Origin of the sequence: Cutibacterium modestum (genome assembly GCF_008326345.1) — a bacterium.
In the GTDB taxonomy this organism is placed as follows: domain Bacteria; phylum Actinomycetota; class Actinomycetes; order Propionibacteriales; family Propionibacteriaceae; genus Cutibacterium; species Cutibacterium modestum.
The window spans coordinates 32,007-48,870 of the sequence record NZ_BJEN01000003.1 but is presented as its reverse complement, the minus strand read 5'-3'; the positions used below and the strand labels follow the sequence as shown (position 1 = coordinate 48,870).

The window sequence follows — 16,864 nt, the reverse complement described above, 5'->3', positions numbered from 1 at the left end:
CGACGTTTTTGCACTCACTCATTCCTTACTCTGGTGGCTGAATTCCCTTGCGGTGTCGTCTGGGGTATCCACGTCAACATCTTCTGTTTGACCTTTGATTTTCGCTGCCGAATCAGGGTCACAGACGGTAGGTGTGACCGTCACCTACTCGCCAAACTGAGACCCCCGACACCCCAACTTCCAAAGGCACCACACCAGCGAGAATTCTGACAGCTCGCCCCTGCAACTTCGACGGAACTTGATACCCCATCGTGACGTGGGGGTTCCACCACCGAGGGCCGTAATAGTTGAAGGCGACGACTCCTGCCGCAGCTAACCGACGGTGCAGCAACTCATGAGGTCGCCGGAGATCCTCCGGTAGATAGATCGGCGCGCGAAAACTACCGACAGAGGTAGGTGCGGAGCACGATTCAGGCTCCCCCTCCCATGAGGCGTCAAAAATCATCACGGAGTCAGGAGAGGTGGGGTGGTGAGGGCATAATGCGACGACGCCGTCGGAATTGGGAAGGCAACATGGCATCGTGAGTCTGATCCTCTTAGGCCACCCGACGTCAACAAGTTGGGGATCGACACCCTCCATGGTTGAAACTGCCGCGATCGTGATGTGGGCTGGCTGGTGCAAGACGGGTACGCCAGCCGCCAAGAGCTGGTCACAGGTACTTTGAAGGGTCTCTTGAGCTTCGTCGTCAAGGGTGAGGGACAGGGTGTGGGTGAACACCACGCCGGGCTGCCAGTCGATGTCGTCTGTCACAGCTCACCCCCAAATGTGTTACAAGTCTGTGACCACTGTCCCTGCTCCCTCCAGGGATGGGGCATGGTTCCAACCACGATGCCGAAGGAAGCACCAACAGGGGAAAGTGAAACACAACTAGTCCGCGAGGGACACAGCCCTTGACGGGTTGCACTCAACATCCTGAAGGGGTACCTCATCGAGAGGTACGGCATACCTACACGGTCTTCGCAACATAGTCCCAGAACTAGTTCATCGGCCCTGAGGACAAGAACTCGCACATCTATGTCGTTGCCGTGTTCACCATCGCCTTCCCCATAAGGCCCTGGGGATCGTGGATCTTCGGACGGTAGGTCGACCGTCACGGACGCCGTTCTACCACCTTCTCGGTCCTCGTCATGACTTTCGCCTCTTTAAGATCGGCATATAGGCCGCCGTCCTCCTCATCATCTGCCGTACTGTTCAGGGCTTCGCCGCCGGAAGTGAATACGACACCTCAGCGGCTCATATGTCCGAGGCGGCGGTTCGCAACCGGTGTGGCGCGTCTTTCCAGTACGTAACCCTCGTCGGTGACCAGACCATCGCCCAGGCCGTTCTCCTCATTGAGACCACGACAATGCCCCATGACCAGATCACTACCTGGGGTTGGCACATCGCCTTTGACATTGACAACCTCGCAGCGGTCGTTGTTTTGTGGGTAAGACGCGCTACGGACGAGTCCTTGGCTGAGAAGCACTCGGAGATTCGCTCCAGCCTAGATTGCGACTCCGGCACTATGCGTACCCTATTGGTACAACACTGACAACCCCCGTTGCTGGTGTTTCTCATCACCCTGGGTAGCACACTCTGTTTCTACACCTACTCAGTAAACGTCCTGGCCATCGTCAAGTTCACCTTCATAGAAGAGGCAACGACGGCCACCACCACCGACCTCATCGCACTCGTCATCCTCATGTTCCTGCAGCCCGTCGAGGGCCTCATTTCCGACAAGATCGGCCATAAGTCGCTGCTGGTTTTCTTCGGCGTGAGTGCCATTTGGTGCACCTGGGTGCTCATCATTTTCCTGCCGAAGACCACAAACCCGCTAGATGTCTTCGGCCTGCTGCTAGTCGGCACATCATCACCGGCTACACCTCGATCAACGCTCTGGTGACGTTCTAGCCTTCCCAGACATGGTCCGCGCCCTAGGTGTCAGCCTCGGCTATGGCCACTCCTACTTCGGCGGCACTGCTCCGCTTATCTACGAGGCCTTTAAGGAGCACGGCCAGGTGATGTGGTCATTGTCTACGTGACGACCCTGACCTTCATCTCGACTCCCATTTACATCTTCGGGCTGAAGATCTCGACCACGAGCAGAGACACGCCTAGGCTTACAACGAGGGTACGGCTCCCCTCGCATAAGACTGGGACCGCGCGATGAACCCTTGAGACACCACAATAGGATTGCTTCGTCATTTACTTTCGCCGGTGGTGACGGAATAAGGGAGGGCACCCACTGGTGCCCTCCCTTATGTCTGCGTGCGCGTCAGATCACGTGGCGGGAACAGTCTCCACCGTGATGTGACCCTTAATAGAGTCATGCAACTTGACGCCGACGGTGTGTTTACCGATGGTCTTAATCGGCTTGGGGATCTCAATGGCCCGTTTCTCGAGGGCGGGACCACCGGCCTTCTTGACGGCCAGAGCGATATCACCAGGAGTGACGGCGCCGAACAGACGACCGGTCTCACCGGTCTGGACAGTCACCTGGACGACCAGGTGCTCCAGCTGCGAGCGAATCTGCTCCGCGTCCTCCTTGGACTTGATCTCCTTAGCCTGACGGGCGCGAGTGATGTCCTTGATCTGGGCCTCAGCTCCGCGCGTCCACTTGATGGCGTAATTCTGCGGCAGCAGGTAGTTACGGCCGTAGCCGTCCTTGACCTCGACGATGTCCCCAGGGGCACCGAGCTTGGCTACCGGAGCCGTGAGAATGAGCTTCATGTCTTTCTCCCTTCTCAGCGAGCCGTCGAGGCGTACGGGAGCAGTGCGAGTTCGCGTGCGTTCTTAATCGCGATGGCGACCTTGCGCTGATCCTGAACAGACAGCCCAGTGACGCGACGTGCGCGGATCTTACCTCGCTCAGAAATGAACTTACGCAGCAGGGCAGTGTCCTTGTAGTCAACCGCACCGATATGCACGGTCTTGATGGGGACGACCTTCTTCTTGTTCACAGTCTTGCGCTGTGGACCGGCCATTGTGGTGCTCTCCTTCGTATGAAAGCCCGGCTTTTGCCGGAATGTGCCTTGTCCGCGACCCCGAGCGGGGACGCCGAACTTGATGTTTGTTGATGACGACGCTTATCGGCGGCTTAGTCTTAGATCAGAATGGGGGCTCGTCGGCCTGGGCTGAAGCCCAGGGATCGACTCCACCGCCACGATTGGCGTCACCGTTGTTATAGGACCCCTGGTTCCCGGAGTTTCCACCCCAGCTACCACCCTGGCCACCATTGCCACCGGACCAACTGCCCTGGCCACCACCGGAGTTTCCACCCCAGTTGCCGCCCTGACCGCCGCCGGCATTGCCACCCCAGTTACCTCCACCGGAGGACTGGTTACGCGACACCTTGGCCGAAGCGAACCTCAGCGACGGACCAACCTCGTTGACGTCGATCTCATAGGAGGTACGACGGTTACCGTCGCGATCCTCGTAGGAGCGAGCCCTGAGGTTGCCGCTGACGACGACACGCATTCCTTTAGAGAGGGACTCAGCGACGTTCTCGGCGAACTGGCGCCACACCGAGCAGTTGAGGAACATTGCTTCGCCGTCACGCCACTCATTGGTCTGTCGGTCAAAAGTTCGCGGGGTCGACGCCACCGTGAAGTTCGCGACAGGCACCCCGTTGGGGGTAAAGCGCAGCTCAGGATCGGCAGTCAGGTTGCCAATCACCGTGATAGGTGTTTCACCAGCCATGTCAGTCTCCAGATCGCAGTGATTCTCGTAGTTTGCAATCAATGGTTCCAGTGTGCCGCTCACCCTAGACAGTCTCCCGGGTATCACCCGGAAAACAGGGCGAACAAGCTCGTGGGGCCTGCGATCCTCAGTGAATCTCGGGACGCATGACCTTAGTGCGCATAATCTTCTCGTCGATGGCAAGAAGACGATCCATCTCCTGAATGGTCGCGGGCTCACAGGTCGCGTTGACGACGACGTAGATGCCTTCCGACTTCTTCTGGATATCGTAGGCCAGACGACGCTTGCCCCACACGTCGACGTTGTCAACAGTGCCCTTCTCGTCAGTGATGACCTTCAGGTACTTCTCCATGAGGGAATCGACCTGACGCTCTTCGACGGTCGGATCAACGATAATCATGACCTCGTACTTACGCATACGCTGACTCCACCTCCTCTGGTCTCAGCGGCCACGAGTACATCCCGTGGCAGGAGGGCGAATGCCACCGATCGGGGTCTTCCCGACCAGCCGACTGCCATGACAGGCAGCCAGTTAGAGAGGATACCGGGTGACCCGCCGTTCTCCGAATCCAACACGTTGCGACAGTTGTTGCAGCCTGACCATATACCCCCGCTCCGGGACGGAACGAGTCCAAGCCGGGTAACGGCCTCCAGCCGGGCGTCAATGGATCGAACCGCTCTGGAGCTCCGCACCGCCACTACCAGCTCCCCTCCATCGGCGGGAGTCCCGCGACCGGCACAACTGGCCTTATCGGGCTCGCCGGGTTGGGAACGCTGTCACCAGGTTCCGAAACTAGCGGAATTCAGCGACCGCGCGGCGGTCCAGGGATGAGGATCTCCCCACCGGCACGCCAAGCACGCAGGCCAGAGGCGAGGAAGTCGCAGTTGTAACCCTTCTCCCGCACCGGACCTACCAGATGACCGGAGCGAAACCCTGTGTCACACACGAGGATGAAATGGGGGTCAGGTTCGGCGAGCGGGTCATCACCATACACGGCGGTAAAGGGGTCAGCGAGCAGCTCCTTAGGGTTGACGAGCCGCGCCCCGGGTGCGTGCCCGGCTTCATACTCACGAGAGGTCCGCACATCAACGAGCACCCCACCCTTAGCGAGGGCGTTGAGGACGTCCGGGAGCTCGAGGCCGCCCTCGGCCATCCCATGATTCATCAGCAGGTCGCGCAATCCCATATCTGCACAGTGTAGGGAACCCTGTCGATCGGTGACTCAGAGCGTGTCCAACCCCACCGCCCAACTCATCTGATGGCGAAAACTCCCGACACGGCAAGGCCCGCGGAACGGTGATACCCGTCCCCCGGGCCAGCTGACAAAAATAGTCAGTCCCGCGTTCGACACCGTCACACTCGTCGAGGGCGATTTTTTCAGGCGCTGATACCGGCCAGTACCTCCCGGACCTCTTGAGGATTCGAGGTAGCCATGAGTCGGCTGCGGAAATCAGCCTTGACCAGGGAACGGGCTAGCGAAGCCAAAATCCGCAGGTGCTCGTTACCAGCGGCAGCTTCGGGAACAGCGATGAGGAAGATCAGGTTAGCCAAAGAACCGTCCGGGGCTCCCCAATCCACGCCCTTGTCACTACGGGCAAAGGCCAGTGTCGGGCGGCCGACGCCATCGCATTTACCGTGCGGGATAGCGATACCGTCGCCGAGTCCTGTTGTTCCCACCTCTTCACGGGCACGAACGGCTTTGATGAGAACGTCGCGGTCAATCAGGGCGCCACTAACATCGATAAGGTCGACCATCCTCTCAATAGCGTCGTCCTTATTTCTTGCGGTAAGGGAGAGATCAATAGATCCCTCGTCAAGCAGGTCTGCGATGATAGCCATGTCATAACTCCTTTCGAGGCGGCTCACGCGGTGACCGCGTGATCCTTCTTACGGGCGGAAATTCTCTTGAGGGCCAGGGACATGAAGGCCGTCACTAAAGCTCCAACGAGGATCGCCGCAAAGAACCCGAGCAGGGGCTTGCACGCCCCGAGCGCACCGACGATCGGGCCACCATGCATGACGACATCATGAACGCCAAACATGCCAGCCAGCACAGCAGCGACGGCACCACCCACCATATTTGACGGGATCACACGGGCCGGGTCAGCCGCGGCGAAGGGGATAGCACCTTCGGTGATGCCGAACAGGCCCATGAACAACGCAGCAATACCGGCGTCACGTTCTTGCTTGGTGAACAGACGACGACCGATGAGGGTGGCCAGGCCCATGCCGAGCGGGGCCACCGGGATGGCGGCCGCGGCCAGCCCCATAACCTTGCCCTGGTCAACGGCGATCATGCCCCCGGCGAAAAGGAAGGCAACCTTATTAACTGGACCGCCCATGTCGAAGCTGATCATGAGGCCAATGATGATGGCGAGGATGGCTATCGACGATGTCGTCATGCTGGCCAGGAAGTTGGTCAACCCATTAAACAGGGCCGCTAGCGGGCGACCGAGCACATAGACGTACAGTAGTGAGACGATCGCGGTGCCGAAAATCGGGACGATAAGGATTGGCACAATCGGCCTGACGTACTCGTGCCACGGGATCTTCCTCATCCATTTGGCGACGTAGCCAGCGATGAAGCCGATGATAATAGCGCCGATAAATCCGGTGTTGAGGCCGGTCTTCGTGCCACCGGGGCCAGTCGTCGTCAGGTAAGGGAATTGTGCGCCGCTATTGGCGATGAAGCCAGAGACCATGCCGACGACCAGACCAGGACGGTCGGCGATAGCCTGAGCGATGAAACCGGCGAGTACCGGGATCATGAGGGAGAAAGCCAGCGTGCCAACTTGCAGGATGGTCTGCCAGAAGCTGTCTTCAGGAACGGCGACGCCACCAGCAGTAGGTTTGCCACCGATACCTAAGGCCAGCGCGATCATGATGCCGCCACAGACCACGAACGGGATCATGTGGGATACACCAGCCATGAGGGCGGCGTACAAGGTGTGCCCAACGGACTCCTTCCCGTCCTTACTGGAGGTGGTTCCCGCTTCAGCGACTGGTTCGCCGGAGAGTTCGACCCCGGCGCCGCGGGTTGAAGCAGTCAGGGCCTGTTCCAGCAGCTCGGCTGGACGTGAGATGCCATCTTGAACGCCGGTCACCAGGACTCGCTTGCCGTCGAAGCGGGACAGATCGACCTCAGTGTCGGCTGCAATGACTACAGCATCGGCTTCACGAATGTCGTCGGCAGTGAGCTCGTTCTCAACACCAATCGAACCCTGGGTCTCAACCTTGATCTGGTTACCGGCCTCCTTGGCGGATTCTTCCAACCTCTCGGCAGCCATGTAGGTATGGGCAATACCGGTCGGACATGCTGTGATTCCGACGTACTTCTTCATTGTTCTCCTTGCTGTGGGGACGCGCTCGTCCGGCTGCCAGCGAGCGCTGGAATGGTTGACGCCAACCCCCATGGTCGGAGGCAGTCCTACTGACACCGAACCATCCACACGGCAACGTGAGGCGCCCGAAGAGCCACCTTCTCGCGGAGTCGGCACTCGGCAGGAGTGTACTCCCGACCTTGCCGCCGGAATCCATGACCCGGTGACGAAAAACCCCGGCTCGGGCAAGGGTGGGTCACGGAATTGACGCGACCGCCCCCGTGCTGACAAAAATCGACACCGCAATTTAATCGGGTCTCAACCCCGGACCAATCCGGCTGTGACGCACTGCGCAAGACGCGCTCTACCAACGGAAAACTGAAGAACCCGCCCGCGCCCTGAATCAGTGCCTGGAATTTTTCTTCCCAGCTCTTCGCCGGGCCGCAAGCCGCGCGTACATTTCCTCAACGATCTCGGTGAATCTCTTCTCTACCTCGCGTCGGCGCACCTTGAGAGTCGGGGTGAGCAAGCCGTTGTCTGTAGTGAACTCGTCCCACAACACCCGCAGGTCACGAATTTGCTCTTGATGAGGCAGTTTCTCAGTGATCTCAGCCACCCGGCGACGAATTTCTTCCGCGAGCTCCTCGGAACGCAGCATCTCCGAGCCCGTCATTGAGGTGATGTGTAACCTCTCAGCCAGTTCCTCCACCTGCGGCAACGACGGCTTGACAAGCAGAGTCAGGCACGGGCGGTTATCGCCCAGCAGTACCGCGTGCTCGAACAGCGGGTCCTTCATGAGCGAACTCTCGATCGGTTGCGGCGAGATGTTCTTGCCGTTCAAGGTGACGATAATGTCTTTGAGTCGATCGGTAATGACGAGGAAACCATCTTCATCGAGGTACCCGATATCGCCAGTGTGCAACCAGCCATCGTCGATTGCTGCGGCAGTAGCCTCAGGGGCTTTCCAGTACCCCTTCATGACGTTGGGACCGCGGTAGAGGATCTCCCCCTCCTCAGTCGTCGTCATCTGACTCCCCACCAGCAGCTTGCCGGCGGTGCCGAACTTATATCCGTCTGGAGAGTTGAAGCTCACCAGTGGGGAGGCCTCCGTCAGCCCGTACCCCTGGCACACCAACAGCCCGCAGGCGGCGAAGAACTCTTCGACCTCCTTACGCAGCGGCGCTCCACCGGCCGCCAGCACGGTCTTGGGGCCACCGACGGCGTCACGAATGGCCTTGAGGACGAGACGATCGGCAACCTCATGACGTGCTCGCAGCGATACGCTGACACGCCGTCCTTGCCGCTGGGACTGCCACCACTCGCGGCCAACCTCCAGCGACCATTCAAAGATCTTGAGCTTGACCGGAGAATCAGAGACCTTTTCACGGGCCACTTTCATGACCTGTTCGTACAGCTTCGGCACTGAGACGAAGAGGGTTGGACGAACCTCAGCCAACATTGTCGAGATCGTCTTAGGGTTAGGCACGAAGGTGTTGAGGCAACCGTGCCGGATCACCACCATCGACCATCCCCACTCCAGGGCGTGTGAGAGCGGTAAGAAGCTCAGGGAATGATCGGCCGGGGTGACGTCGAAGAACGCGTCGAGGGCCTGCAGTTCAGCCAATGCAGCCCGATGGCTGATCATGACCCCCTTGGGCTGACCAGTGGTTCCCGACGTGTAGATCAACGCGGCGACATCATCGGCAGATGACTGCCCCATGCGCTCCTCAACGACCTCCTGCATCTCCTCAGAAACCCCGGCCTGACGCACCTGTTCCAGGGACAGCACCGTCAAACCATCATGATCACTAACCTGATCTGCTGGGTCTATCAGGATCACCGTCTCCAACCCAGGCATCTGGTCGCGAGCCTCGAGAATGCGGTCGAGCTCCTTGGAACCAGCCGTGACAATGACACGCACCCCGGCGTCAGTGACGATGTGAACAATCTGATCAGGGGTCGACGTCGGGTAGATCGGTACCGGGACGACGCCCACAGTTACGCCCGCGAGATCAGCCTCGATCCACTCCGGGCAGTTGCCGACAAACAAAGAAATACGATCCCCCCGCTGCAGACCATCTTTGGTGAGTAACCCGGGAGTGATAAAAGCCCGCGCGAGCCCGGCGACACGACGCCCAGTCTCTGCATAAGTGCGGATAATCCACTGGCCGCCTCGACGAACTCGAGTCGCGGGACGGAAACCGTGGTTGGCGACCGTGGCGCGGAACATGTGGGCGAGGTGGCTCTCGACGAGGTTCTCCCCCGGTACAGGTTGACCGAGAAGATCCCCGGCCGGGTCAAGTTCAGCCCTGCGGGGCTGATGTGTGCTCGCTGACATGACCGTTCTCCCTTGCCGGTATCGACCCAACTCCCCATCGTAATATCCTGCGATCACCCCGCGCAGGCGCCGGTCACAAGCGCTCACGCAGCCAAACGATATCGCGAGCCTGACCCTCAGCGTCCCCTGGAGTCTCGACAACGACCGGGGCCTGCGCGGCACGGATGGCATCGACGAGGGTATCGGCCTCGCACTCGCCTTCCCCTAGATTGGCGTGGCGATCCCGCCCCGACCCGACAGCGCCTTGAGAATCGTTGGCATGCACTAGATCGATCCGACCCGTAATGTCACGCACGTCGTCGACCAGACTCGTCATATCCAGACCGGCCGCGAAAGCATGGCACGTGTCCAGACAGAACCCGACGTTCTCGTGCCCTGACGCGGCACCAATGGCCTCCCAGGTACCCGCCAACCTCTCCAAGAACCGCGCCATCGCATTGGCTCCACCAGCAGTGTTTTCTACCAACAGCGGCACCGACATTTCGAGTTCGTCAATGGCTTTACGCCAGTTGTCCTGCCCCTTCTCAATCGGCTCCCCGGCACGCACGTGGCCACCGTGAACGACGACCCCCATTGCCCCAACTTCGGCAGCGGCGTCAAGGGTTTGCTGCAGAAGTTTGCGGCTGGGGATGCGGATACGGTTATTAAGGGAAGCGACGTTAATGACGAAAGCGGAGTGCACCACCAGCGTCAGACCAACCTCCCCGGCGGCCTCCCGCAGCGCCTGGGGGCCGCCGGGAAAGTTACAGTCCGGTTTCTTCCAAGATCTCGGATCCCCCAGACTGATCTGAGCGATATCGGCTTCACGCGCTGCCGCCTGCGCCACGGCGTCGGCAGCGTCGACATGACCCCCAATGATCCACTTCGTCATGCCAACACTGTGCCATCAAACAATGTACGGTCAAACACCGCGCCGTGAGGTAGCGCCGGCCCCACGACTGGTGGTGCGTTATAGCGGAACGCTGACGAAAGTCGCTTCGATGATGGTGACCATCCTCACCGTGCCGTAGATTGGACGGTATGGCAACGAGCATGGTCACGGGTGGAACATCAGGCATCGGCCGCGAATTCGTCACCCAACTGGCTGCCCGCGGGGACGACATCGTCATCGTCGCCCGCGATACCGAGCGGATGGCCGCGATCAAGGACGACGCTGAAGCCCGCTACGGAGTTTCCGTCGAGACTATTGCGGCAGACTTGTCGTGTCGCGAGGACGTCGACCGAATCGCCACCCGGGTGGAGGACCCTAACCACCCCATTGATCTACTGGTCAACAACGCCGGGTTCGCAGTGCATGCCAAGATCCTTGACACTGATACCCTTGAACTACAGGACCGTGCCTTCGAGGTCATGATGCGGGCAGTTCTAGTGCTCTCAGCCGCAGCCGGACGCGCAATGAAGGCCCGCGGTCATGGGGCCATCCTCAACCTCTCCTCGTCAAGTGCCTGGATCAATACCGGCAACTACTCAGCCGTCAAAGCGTGGGTGCTCACCTTCACCGAGGGGCTGTCTAACGAGCTGGCCGGCACCGGCGTCAAGGCCATGGCACTGTGCCCCGGATGGGTACACACCGAATTTCACTCCCGCGCCAACGTCACCGCCAACCATCTGCCGGATTTTTTCTGGATCGACACCGAGGTCCTGGTGCGCGAAGCCCTCAATGACCTTGACCATGGCAAGGTAGTGTCTATTCCCACCTCGCTCTGGAAGTTCTTCATCGCTGTGGCCACACACACTCCACGTTCCGCTATGAGATTCCTGTCACGAACCTTGTCCTCGTCTCGAGACAAGGACGATCATCCTCGGCAGGCTCCGGGAGGCGAGGCCTGAGATGGCCAGCGTCAAACCCACTAGGGACCGAGGCCGCTACACCAATGATCTGTCTGCCGTGACGCGACAGGCAGCGAACCTGCTTCTGCTGCGTCCCCTGGTGTGGAAGGTCGTCAAAGTTAGCGTCCACGGAACCGACAACCTCGATGGGCTCGACGGTGCCTACGTCGCCGTCGCTAACCATTCCTCCCACCTCGACGCCCCGCTCGTCTTTGGGGCCCTTCCCAAACGGCTGTCAAAATATCTGGCTACCGGCGCCGCCGCCGACTATTTCTTCACCGCTTGGTGGAAGGCCATCGCCCCAGTGCTCTTCTTCAACGCGTTCCCGGTTGATCGGGGCAAAGGCAAAAGTAAGCAGGGCGCCCATAGTCCCCGTTCCCATCGCGGTATGGCGGGATCGCTACTGACAGACGGCGTCCCTCTGCTGATCTTCCCGGAAGGCACCCGGTCTCGCACCGGCGCAATGGGAACCTTCAAGCCTGGGGCTGCCGCATTAGCTATTTCGCGTGGAGTTCCGGTTATCCCGATTGCGTTAGTCGGGGCATGGGCGGCCATGCCGTCCGAGCAGGCCGGGTTACCAAAGGGACGTCCATCAATTCACGTGGCTATTGGACACCCTATGGACCCTGTTCCCGGCGAGATCGCCCACGAGTTCTCCGAACGGATTCGTCGCCAAGTAATCGAATTACACGACCAAACCGCCCGCGCCTATGGCATGCCAACCCTTGACGAGTACGGACGCCACCGCGCGCTGAGTCAGTCCTCTGAGAGCAGCCACGCAGCGTCTACCAGCAAGGAGTCGACGGCTGAGCCCCCTCGGCCGAACGGAGGCCAATGATGGATCGCCCGGTCAACATCCGAGAGGTCGATGCCTGCCGGATCATTTCGATGACCCGGGTGGTGTCCATTGATGACCTCGGCCCCTTCATAGAAGAAGCCTTCGAGGTTCTCGAACGCCTTGTCCCCGGTTACCCTGCCCTCGGCAAGACCTTCCCGTTTGTCATTTACCATGATGGTCTCACTGCCGAACACGACGGCACCGTCGAGGTATGCCAACCGTTCCAGGGCACGATCGAAGACTCTGTACTCCCCTGTGGCGTCGCTGTACGCATCGTTAACGCCCACCGGGAAGCATGGGTTACCGTTACTAAGGCCGAATTGGAGTACCCCGACATTGACGAGATCTATGACGACTTCGACACCTGGCTTGAAAAAGCTGGGCTAGTGCGCAATGCCGCGCCACGCGAAGTTTACTGGGCCGACTGGGACACCACCGGCATGGAAGAACCGGTCTGCGACGTGTGCTTCCCCATCGCCTGAGGTCGACGTCGGCGCGACCACCTCACGACAGCGCCCCAGGAGCGGACAACAAGAGATGCCCTGTCAAACGCGGGCTGCAATCAGCTATAACGGACGGTCACCAGCCCCTCTCCGGGAGCGATGGCGTTCATCGCCGCCGTTGAGAGGTCGAGGCAACGTCCACCGACGTAGGGACCGCGATCGTTAATCCGCACGGTCACGGTACGGCCATTGCTGACGTTTGTGACGCGGATGGTCGATCCAAGCGGAAGGGTCTTCGACGCGGCGGTGAAAGCTGACGGATTGAAAGTCTCACCGGAGGCGGTGGGGCCACCAGCAGTGCCGTCTCCCTCGCCGTAGGTAGACGCCAAACAGGTGATGCCCCTAGTTACCGGATTCGAGGAGGAACCGGAGGACGACCGGCTTGAGGAAGAGGATGACGAGGTAGAACGCGACGGCTCAGCCTTCTTGGTGCCAACCTTGACGACCTGGGTTACGGGGGCCTTGACGACCTTGCTAGAGACCTTCTTCTCGGACACCTTCTTACCGTCCTTGAAGACGACGGTCCAGGTCTCCTCGTTAATACCGTTGACGCCCTTAGTGATGATCTTGGTCTCGCCCTTGGGCAGATCGGAGTCCTCAACCTTCCTGGTGGAGAAAGGTACGGCGACGCGGCGCTTCTGGGGCTTCTGGTCAACCATCGTTAGGTTGATCTTCATGCCGTCAGCAAGCGGAGTGCCTAGACCCGGGTTGACGATATCGCTCGAATCAACCTTGATCTTGGCCGCTTTGAGAGCGTCGGCAACGGTTCCGACCGCGGTGACCTTCTGAGTCTTACCGCCAGTGGTGACCGTGACATTCTTGGCCGTCTGCATCGAGAAGGACAGCCCGGCTCGCGAAATATCCAGCGAGCGCGACACCGATACGAGGTTGTCAGGATCCGACTGGTTCAGTTGCGCCAGAACCTCGGACACGTTTTTGGCTGTGGTCCAACGGGCCACCTTCTTGCCGTCAATAGTGACCACGACACGGCGACCGTAGTTAACGGTGATGACCTGCCCATCGTGGATCTCAGAGTCCAGCGAGGGCTGCACGTCGTCGTGGGGGCCAACTGTAATCCCCTGCTGAGCGAGGGCCTGCTTGACCGTGCCCGGCTTGACCTTGGCCTGCTGGGAGACTCCATCCACGGAGAAAGTCACGGTGTCTCGATCAAGCGCCTGGACCATCGTCAGGCCGCCAGCTGAGGTGAGGCTGAGGGCCCCGGCAATCGCGGAAGCTACAACTTTCGACATTCGACCACTTCAGTATCGGGGGCTCGAGGGCCCGGTACGGGGATCGGCGTCAGCCACACAGGCACGCGCCAACGTGCCCCCGGCAGGAAGCACGGCCACTACCATAGAACAGATCATTCGAAGAATCCAAAGATTTACTGAGAACCTTAAGATTCGCTCGTGTTGAACGCGTGCTCGGCAGGGGGCCATATTGAGGTCACCGAAGCCCCAGATCGAGCGGAAGTCGCGCTATAAAGCCATTTTCTGATGAGTCTCCCCAGCGATGGACCTGCCTCAGGTTCTCAGTTTGAATCGCTCATCCTAGGGTGCCATCGCACCAACCTCATTGAGTTCGTGACAACAAAGATCGAGCTGAAGGCCATCGCCGCAGCCGCAATCACCGGACTCAACAAGCCCACGGCGGCGACCGGAATAGCAACCACGTTGTAAGCGAAGGCCCAAAACAGGTTCTGGCGAATCGTGCGGTCCGTGGCGTGGGCTAAGGATAAAGCGTCAACTGCCAAACATGGATCCCCCCGGGTGCAGATGATGTCGCTGGCAGCGATGGCGACGTCGGTGCCAGTCCCCATGGCGATGCCTAGATCTGCGGTCTGTAGGGCAGCAGCGTCATTGACCCCGTCCCCCATCATCGCGACGCGGGCGCCGTCAGCACGCAGCTGAGTGACGACATCGACCTTGTCGGCGGGCATGACCTCGCTAATCACCTCGCCAATGCCCAATTCTGACGCCACACGGGCTGCAGCGCCGGAATTATCACCCGTTACGAGCACCGGGCGTACGCCAGCTTGGGCCATTCGCTTCACCGCGACGGCAGCCTCCGGCTTGATCTCGTCGCTTACCGCGATGGCACCGAGAATGTCGTCGCCCCGCCCCGCCAAGAGCACCGTGCGACCCTCAGCTTGGGCTCGCTCGACATTTTTTGCCAGCGCGTCAGGGATGGCGTCAAAAAGCGACACCCGCCCAGCCTTGGCTGGCAGCCCGTTCACAACCCCACTAACCCCAAGGCCAGGAAGAGCCTGGAAGCTCTCTGCGGGGGTCACACTTGGGCACGCCTTAACGATGGCTCGCGAAATCGGGTGCTCCGACCCTGCTTCAAGCGCTGCTGTGACGGTAAGCGCGGGTGAGCTGTCAGAAATGTTCACCACATGTCCGGATTCATCCCACACCGCGACGACGGCCATCTGGCCGGTGGTGATAGTGCCGGTCTTATCCATCGCCATGACATCAATACCGCGGGCCCTCTCCAGAGACCCCGCACCTTTAATAAGGATTCCCAACCGGGCACCGCGTCCCGTGCCAGCAAGCAGGGCCATAGGGGTTGCCAAACCCAGGGCACAAGGGCAAGCAATGATGAGGACCGCAACCCCAGCGGTGAAGGCGGCGGTGGCTCCCTGACCCAAGACCGCCCATACAATCATCGTCAGAGCCGAGATGATCAAAACTGTCGGCACGAAGACCGATGAGACTTTGTCGGCGAGATCCTGGGTCTTGGAACGACTAGTTTGAGCAGCCTCAACGAGGGAGGCGATGCGAGAAAGCTCGGTATCTGAACCAACAGCGGTTGCCTCCACGACCAACCGTCCGGAGGTGTTAACGGTGGCACCAACCACTTCGTCACCGACTGTCACCTCGACCGGTAAGGACTCGCCGGTAACGAGAGAGGCGTCAATCGCCGAGCTCCCCTCAGCGACCCGACCATCGGTGGCGACCTTCTCTCCCGGGCGCACGACGAAATGGTCCCCTACCGCAAGGGCCTCGATCGGGACAGTGACCTCCTGGTCATTACGGATAACGCGCACCGACTTGGCGCCCATCCGTAGCAACGCCTGCAGGGCGGACCCGGCGTCAGCGCGGTTACGGGCCTCAATCCACCGCCCAACGAGGATGAAGGTAATAACGCCGACTGATGCCTCCAGGTACAGGGCGGAGGACGGATCCGTGCGTTCTAGAGCCCACGTCATGCGGTGACGCATACCGACATGTCCGGCATTACCCCACACCAACGCCCAAACCGACCATCCCAGTGAGACCAAAGAGCCAAGGCTTATGAGAGTGTCCATTGAGGTTGCGCCATGCCGAAGGTTCGTCCAGGCGGCGTGATGGAATCCCTCCCCGCACCAGAAGACGACCGGGAGGCTAAGAGCCAGCGCCAGCCATTGCCATCCGTCGAACTGCAGAGCGGGAATCATCGAGAGCATCATCACCGGCACTGCAAGAATAACGGCGACTATCAGTCGGGTGCGAATCTTCGCTGTGTGATCCTCGGGGGGTACGGCCGGCGTGGGGACATTCGCCCCGTAACCAGCAGCCTCGACCACCCCGATAAGGTCGTCGACCTCAATAGACCTCGTGGCGAGGACATGGGCTCTACTGGTGGCGTAGTTGACGGTGGCCTGGACCCCATCAATCTTATTGAGCTTCTTTGCGATGCGGGCGGCGCACGAGGCGCAGCTCATACCTGTGATGTCGAGGTCAATGGGGGTGAGTTCCGTCGCGTCCTTTAGCTCAGACTGGCCGTCTGAATGAGTCAGGGTGGGCATATGTTTCCTTCCTGGACGGCCCACCAGAGTCCATGGGGTCAGGGCTACCGGCTACTGGCAGCTCCAGCGACCCCAGGAGGCCGGTGGGCCGTAGGGAAAATAAACGTCGGGGCCGGGATCTGGTAGCGTCATGCGGTCAAACCCCGGGGCCCGACGTCAAGATGGGTAGCTCAGGCCTGGTGGCCTCCGCAGCCGCAACCACCCTTACCGGCGTGCTCGGCATGCTTAGCGACAGCCTCCTCAGAGTGATGATGTCCACCACAGCCACAGCTCGATCCTTCGGCCTTCTTCTCAGCGTGGCCACGGCCTCCACAACCGCACCGGCCACCGGGATGGCCGGCAGTGTCGAGAGATGCGGCTTCGGCGACGGTGTACTCACCAGCCTCGTCGACGGCATCGGCAACCTTGTCAAAGGGGATCTCTTCAGCTGAGTCGATCGTCATGGAGCTGGATTCCAGGGAGACGGTGACGTTGTCAACGCCGTCAAGGGCCGAGACCTCCTCGGTGATGGCTTTGACACAGTGCTCGCAGGTCATTCCATTGATGGTGTAGGTCTTGTGCATTC

General features: G+C 60.1%; 18 protein-coding genes and 1 pseudogene. 5 read left to right on the top strand and 14 right to left on the bottom strand.

The window, feature by feature from the left end:
- Positions 1–118: 118 nt before the first annotated feature.
- A complete protein-coding gene (locus tag F1563_RS08380) occupies positions 119–751 on the bottom strand; it encodes a hypothetical protein (RefSeq protein WP_002528261.1) in 633 nt (210 codons plus the stop codon).
- Positions 752–1,175: 424 nt separating this feature from the next.
- Here F1563_RS08380 and F1563_RS08375 point away from each other — a divergent pair, with 424 nt between their 5' ends.
- Together F1563_RS08375 and F1563_RS08370 are read left to right on the top strand one after the other, a co-directional pair.
- Positions 1,176–1,532 carry an MFS transporter gene (locus tag F1563_RS08375; protein WP_308479363.1) on the top strand — a complete coding sequence of 119 codons (357 nt, stop codon included), beginning with the start codon at positions 1,176–1,178 and terminating at the stop codon, positions 1,530–1,532.
- A 15-nt stretch (positions 1,533–1,547) separates the two neighbouring features.
- Positions 1,548–1,883 carry an MFS transporter gene (locus tag F1563_RS08370; RefSeq protein WP_007434227.1) on the top strand — a complete coding sequence of 112 codons (336 nt, stop codon included), beginning with the start codon at positions 1,548–1,550 and terminating at the stop codon, positions 1,881–1,883.
- A gap of 377 nt (positions 1,884–2,260) precedes the next feature.
- Here the strand turns inward: F1563_RS08370 and rplI are convergent, their stop codons facing one another.
- The 10 genes and pseudogenes from rplI to F1563_RS14770 all read right to left on the bottom strand — a co-directional run bounded on the left by rplI (position 2,261) and on the right by F1563_RS14770 (position 10,396).
- Positions 2,261–2,710 carry a 50S ribosomal protein L9 gene (gene rplI, locus F1563_RS08360; protein WP_002528265.1) on the bottom strand — a complete coding sequence of 150 codons (450 nt, stop codon included), beginning with the start codon at positions 2,708–2,710 and terminating at the stop codon, positions 2,261–2,263.
- Positions 2,711–2,724: 14 nt separating this feature from the next.
- Positions 2,725–2,964 (bottom strand): 30S ribosomal protein S18, encoded by a 240-nt coding sequence (gene rpsR, locus F1563_RS08355; protein ID WP_002528266.1) that lies wholly within the window; start codon positions 2,962–2,964, stop codon positions 2,725–2,727.
- 124 nt (positions 2,965–3,088) lie between these two features.
- Positions 3,089–3,679, bottom strand: coding sequence for a single-stranded DNA-binding protein (locus F1563_RS08350; RefSeq protein WP_036973964.1), 591 nt, complete (start codon positions 3,677–3,679; stop codon positions 3,089–3,091).
- A gap of 127 nt (positions 3,680–3,806) precedes the next feature.
- Positions 3,807–4,097: a 30S ribosomal protein S6 gene (rpsF, locus tag F1563_RS08345; RefSeq protein ID WP_002528268.1), complete on the bottom strand. Its 291-nt coding sequence runs from the start codon at positions 4,095–4,097 to the stop codon at positions 3,807–3,809.
- Between the two features lie 385 nt (positions 4,098–4,482).
- Positions 4,483–4,866 (bottom strand): rhodanese-like domain-containing protein, encoded by a 384-nt coding sequence (locus tag F1563_RS08340; RefSeq protein WP_002528269.1) that lies wholly within the window; start codon positions 4,864–4,866, stop codon positions 4,483–4,485.
- Between the two features lie 191 nt (positions 4,867–5,057).
- Positions 5,058–5,519, bottom strand: a complete 462-nt coding sequence (locus tag F1563_RS08335) for a PTS sugar transporter subunit IIA (RefSeq protein WP_002528270.1) — start codon at positions 5,517–5,519, stop codon at positions 5,058–5,060.
- Between the two features lie 23 nt (positions 5,520–5,542).
- Positions 5,543–7,021, bottom strand: coding sequence for a PTS fructose transporter subunit IIC (locus F1563_RS08330; protein WP_002528271.1), 1,479 nt, complete (start codon positions 7,019–7,021; stop codon positions 5,543–5,545).
- A gap of 382 nt (positions 7,022–7,403) precedes the next feature.
- Positions 7,404–9,338 (bottom strand): AMP-dependent synthetase/ligase, encoded by a 1,935-nt coding sequence (locus F1563_RS08320; protein ID WP_002528272.1) that lies wholly within the window; start codon positions 9,336–9,338, stop codon positions 7,404–7,406.
- A 73-nt stretch (positions 9,339–9,411) separates the two neighbouring features.
- Positions 9,412–10,209 carry a deoxyribonuclease IV gene (locus F1563_RS08315; protein WP_002533825.1) on the bottom strand — a complete coding sequence of 266 codons (798 nt, stop codon included), beginning with the start codon at positions 10,207–10,209 and terminating at the stop codon, positions 9,412–9,414.
- Positions 10,206–10,396 (bottom strand): annotated as a pseudogene (locus F1563_RS14770) (hypothetical protein). The gene F1563_RS08315 and the pseudogene F1563_RS14770 overlap by 4 nt, the downstream one beginning before the upstream one ends.
- On the opposite strand from F1563_RS14770, the gene F1563_RS08305 reads away from it, so the two are divergent.
- The 3 genes from F1563_RS08305 to F1563_RS08295 are packed head-to-tail and all read left to right on the top strand — an operon-like array spanning position 10,359 to position 12,488.
- A complete protein-coding gene (locus F1563_RS08305; RefSeq protein WP_002528276.1) occupies positions 10,359–11,168 on the top strand; it encodes an SDR family NAD(P)-dependent oxidoreductase in 810 nt (269 codons plus the stop codon). The pseudogene F1563_RS14770 and the gene F1563_RS08305 overlap by 38 nt on opposite strands.
- 1 nt (position 11,169) lies before the next feature.
- Positions 11,170–12,006, top strand: a complete 837-nt coding sequence (locus tag F1563_RS08300; RefSeq protein WP_002528277.1) for a lysophospholipid acyltransferase family protein — start codon at positions 11,170–11,172, stop codon at positions 12,004–12,006.
- Positions 12,006–12,488, top strand: coding sequence for a GyrI-like domain-containing protein (locus F1563_RS08295; protein WP_172623674.1), 483 nt, complete (start codon positions 12,006–12,008; stop codon positions 12,486–12,488). The genes F1563_RS08300 and F1563_RS08295 overlap by 1 nt, the downstream gene beginning before the upstream one ends.
- An 80-nt stretch (positions 12,489–12,568) precedes the next feature.
- On the opposite strand, the gene F1563_RS08290 is transcribed toward F1563_RS08295, so the two are convergent.
- From F1563_RS08290 to F1563_RS08275, 3 genes are all read right to left on the bottom strand, one after another.
- Positions 12,569–13,759, bottom strand: coding sequence for a septal ring lytic transglycosylase RlpA family protein (locus F1563_RS08290; RefSeq protein WP_002528279.1), 1,191 nt, complete (start codon positions 13,757–13,759; stop codon positions 12,569–12,571).
- Between the two features lie 281 nt (positions 13,760–14,040).
- Positions 14,041–16,299 (bottom strand): heavy metal translocating P-type ATPase, encoded by a 2,259-nt coding sequence (locus tag F1563_RS08280; RefSeq protein WP_002528280.1) that lies wholly within the window; start codon positions 16,297–16,299, stop codon positions 14,041–14,043.
- A gap of 170 nt (positions 16,300–16,469) precedes the next feature.
- The gene (locus tag F1563_RS08275; protein WP_002528281.1) at positions 16,470–16,862 is read right to left on the bottom strand and encodes a heavy-metal-associated domain-containing protein; all 393 of its coding nucleotides are present in this window, start codon (positions 16,860–16,862) and stop codon (positions 16,470–16,472) included.
- Between the last annotated feature and the right edge of the window lie 2 nt (positions 16,863–16,864).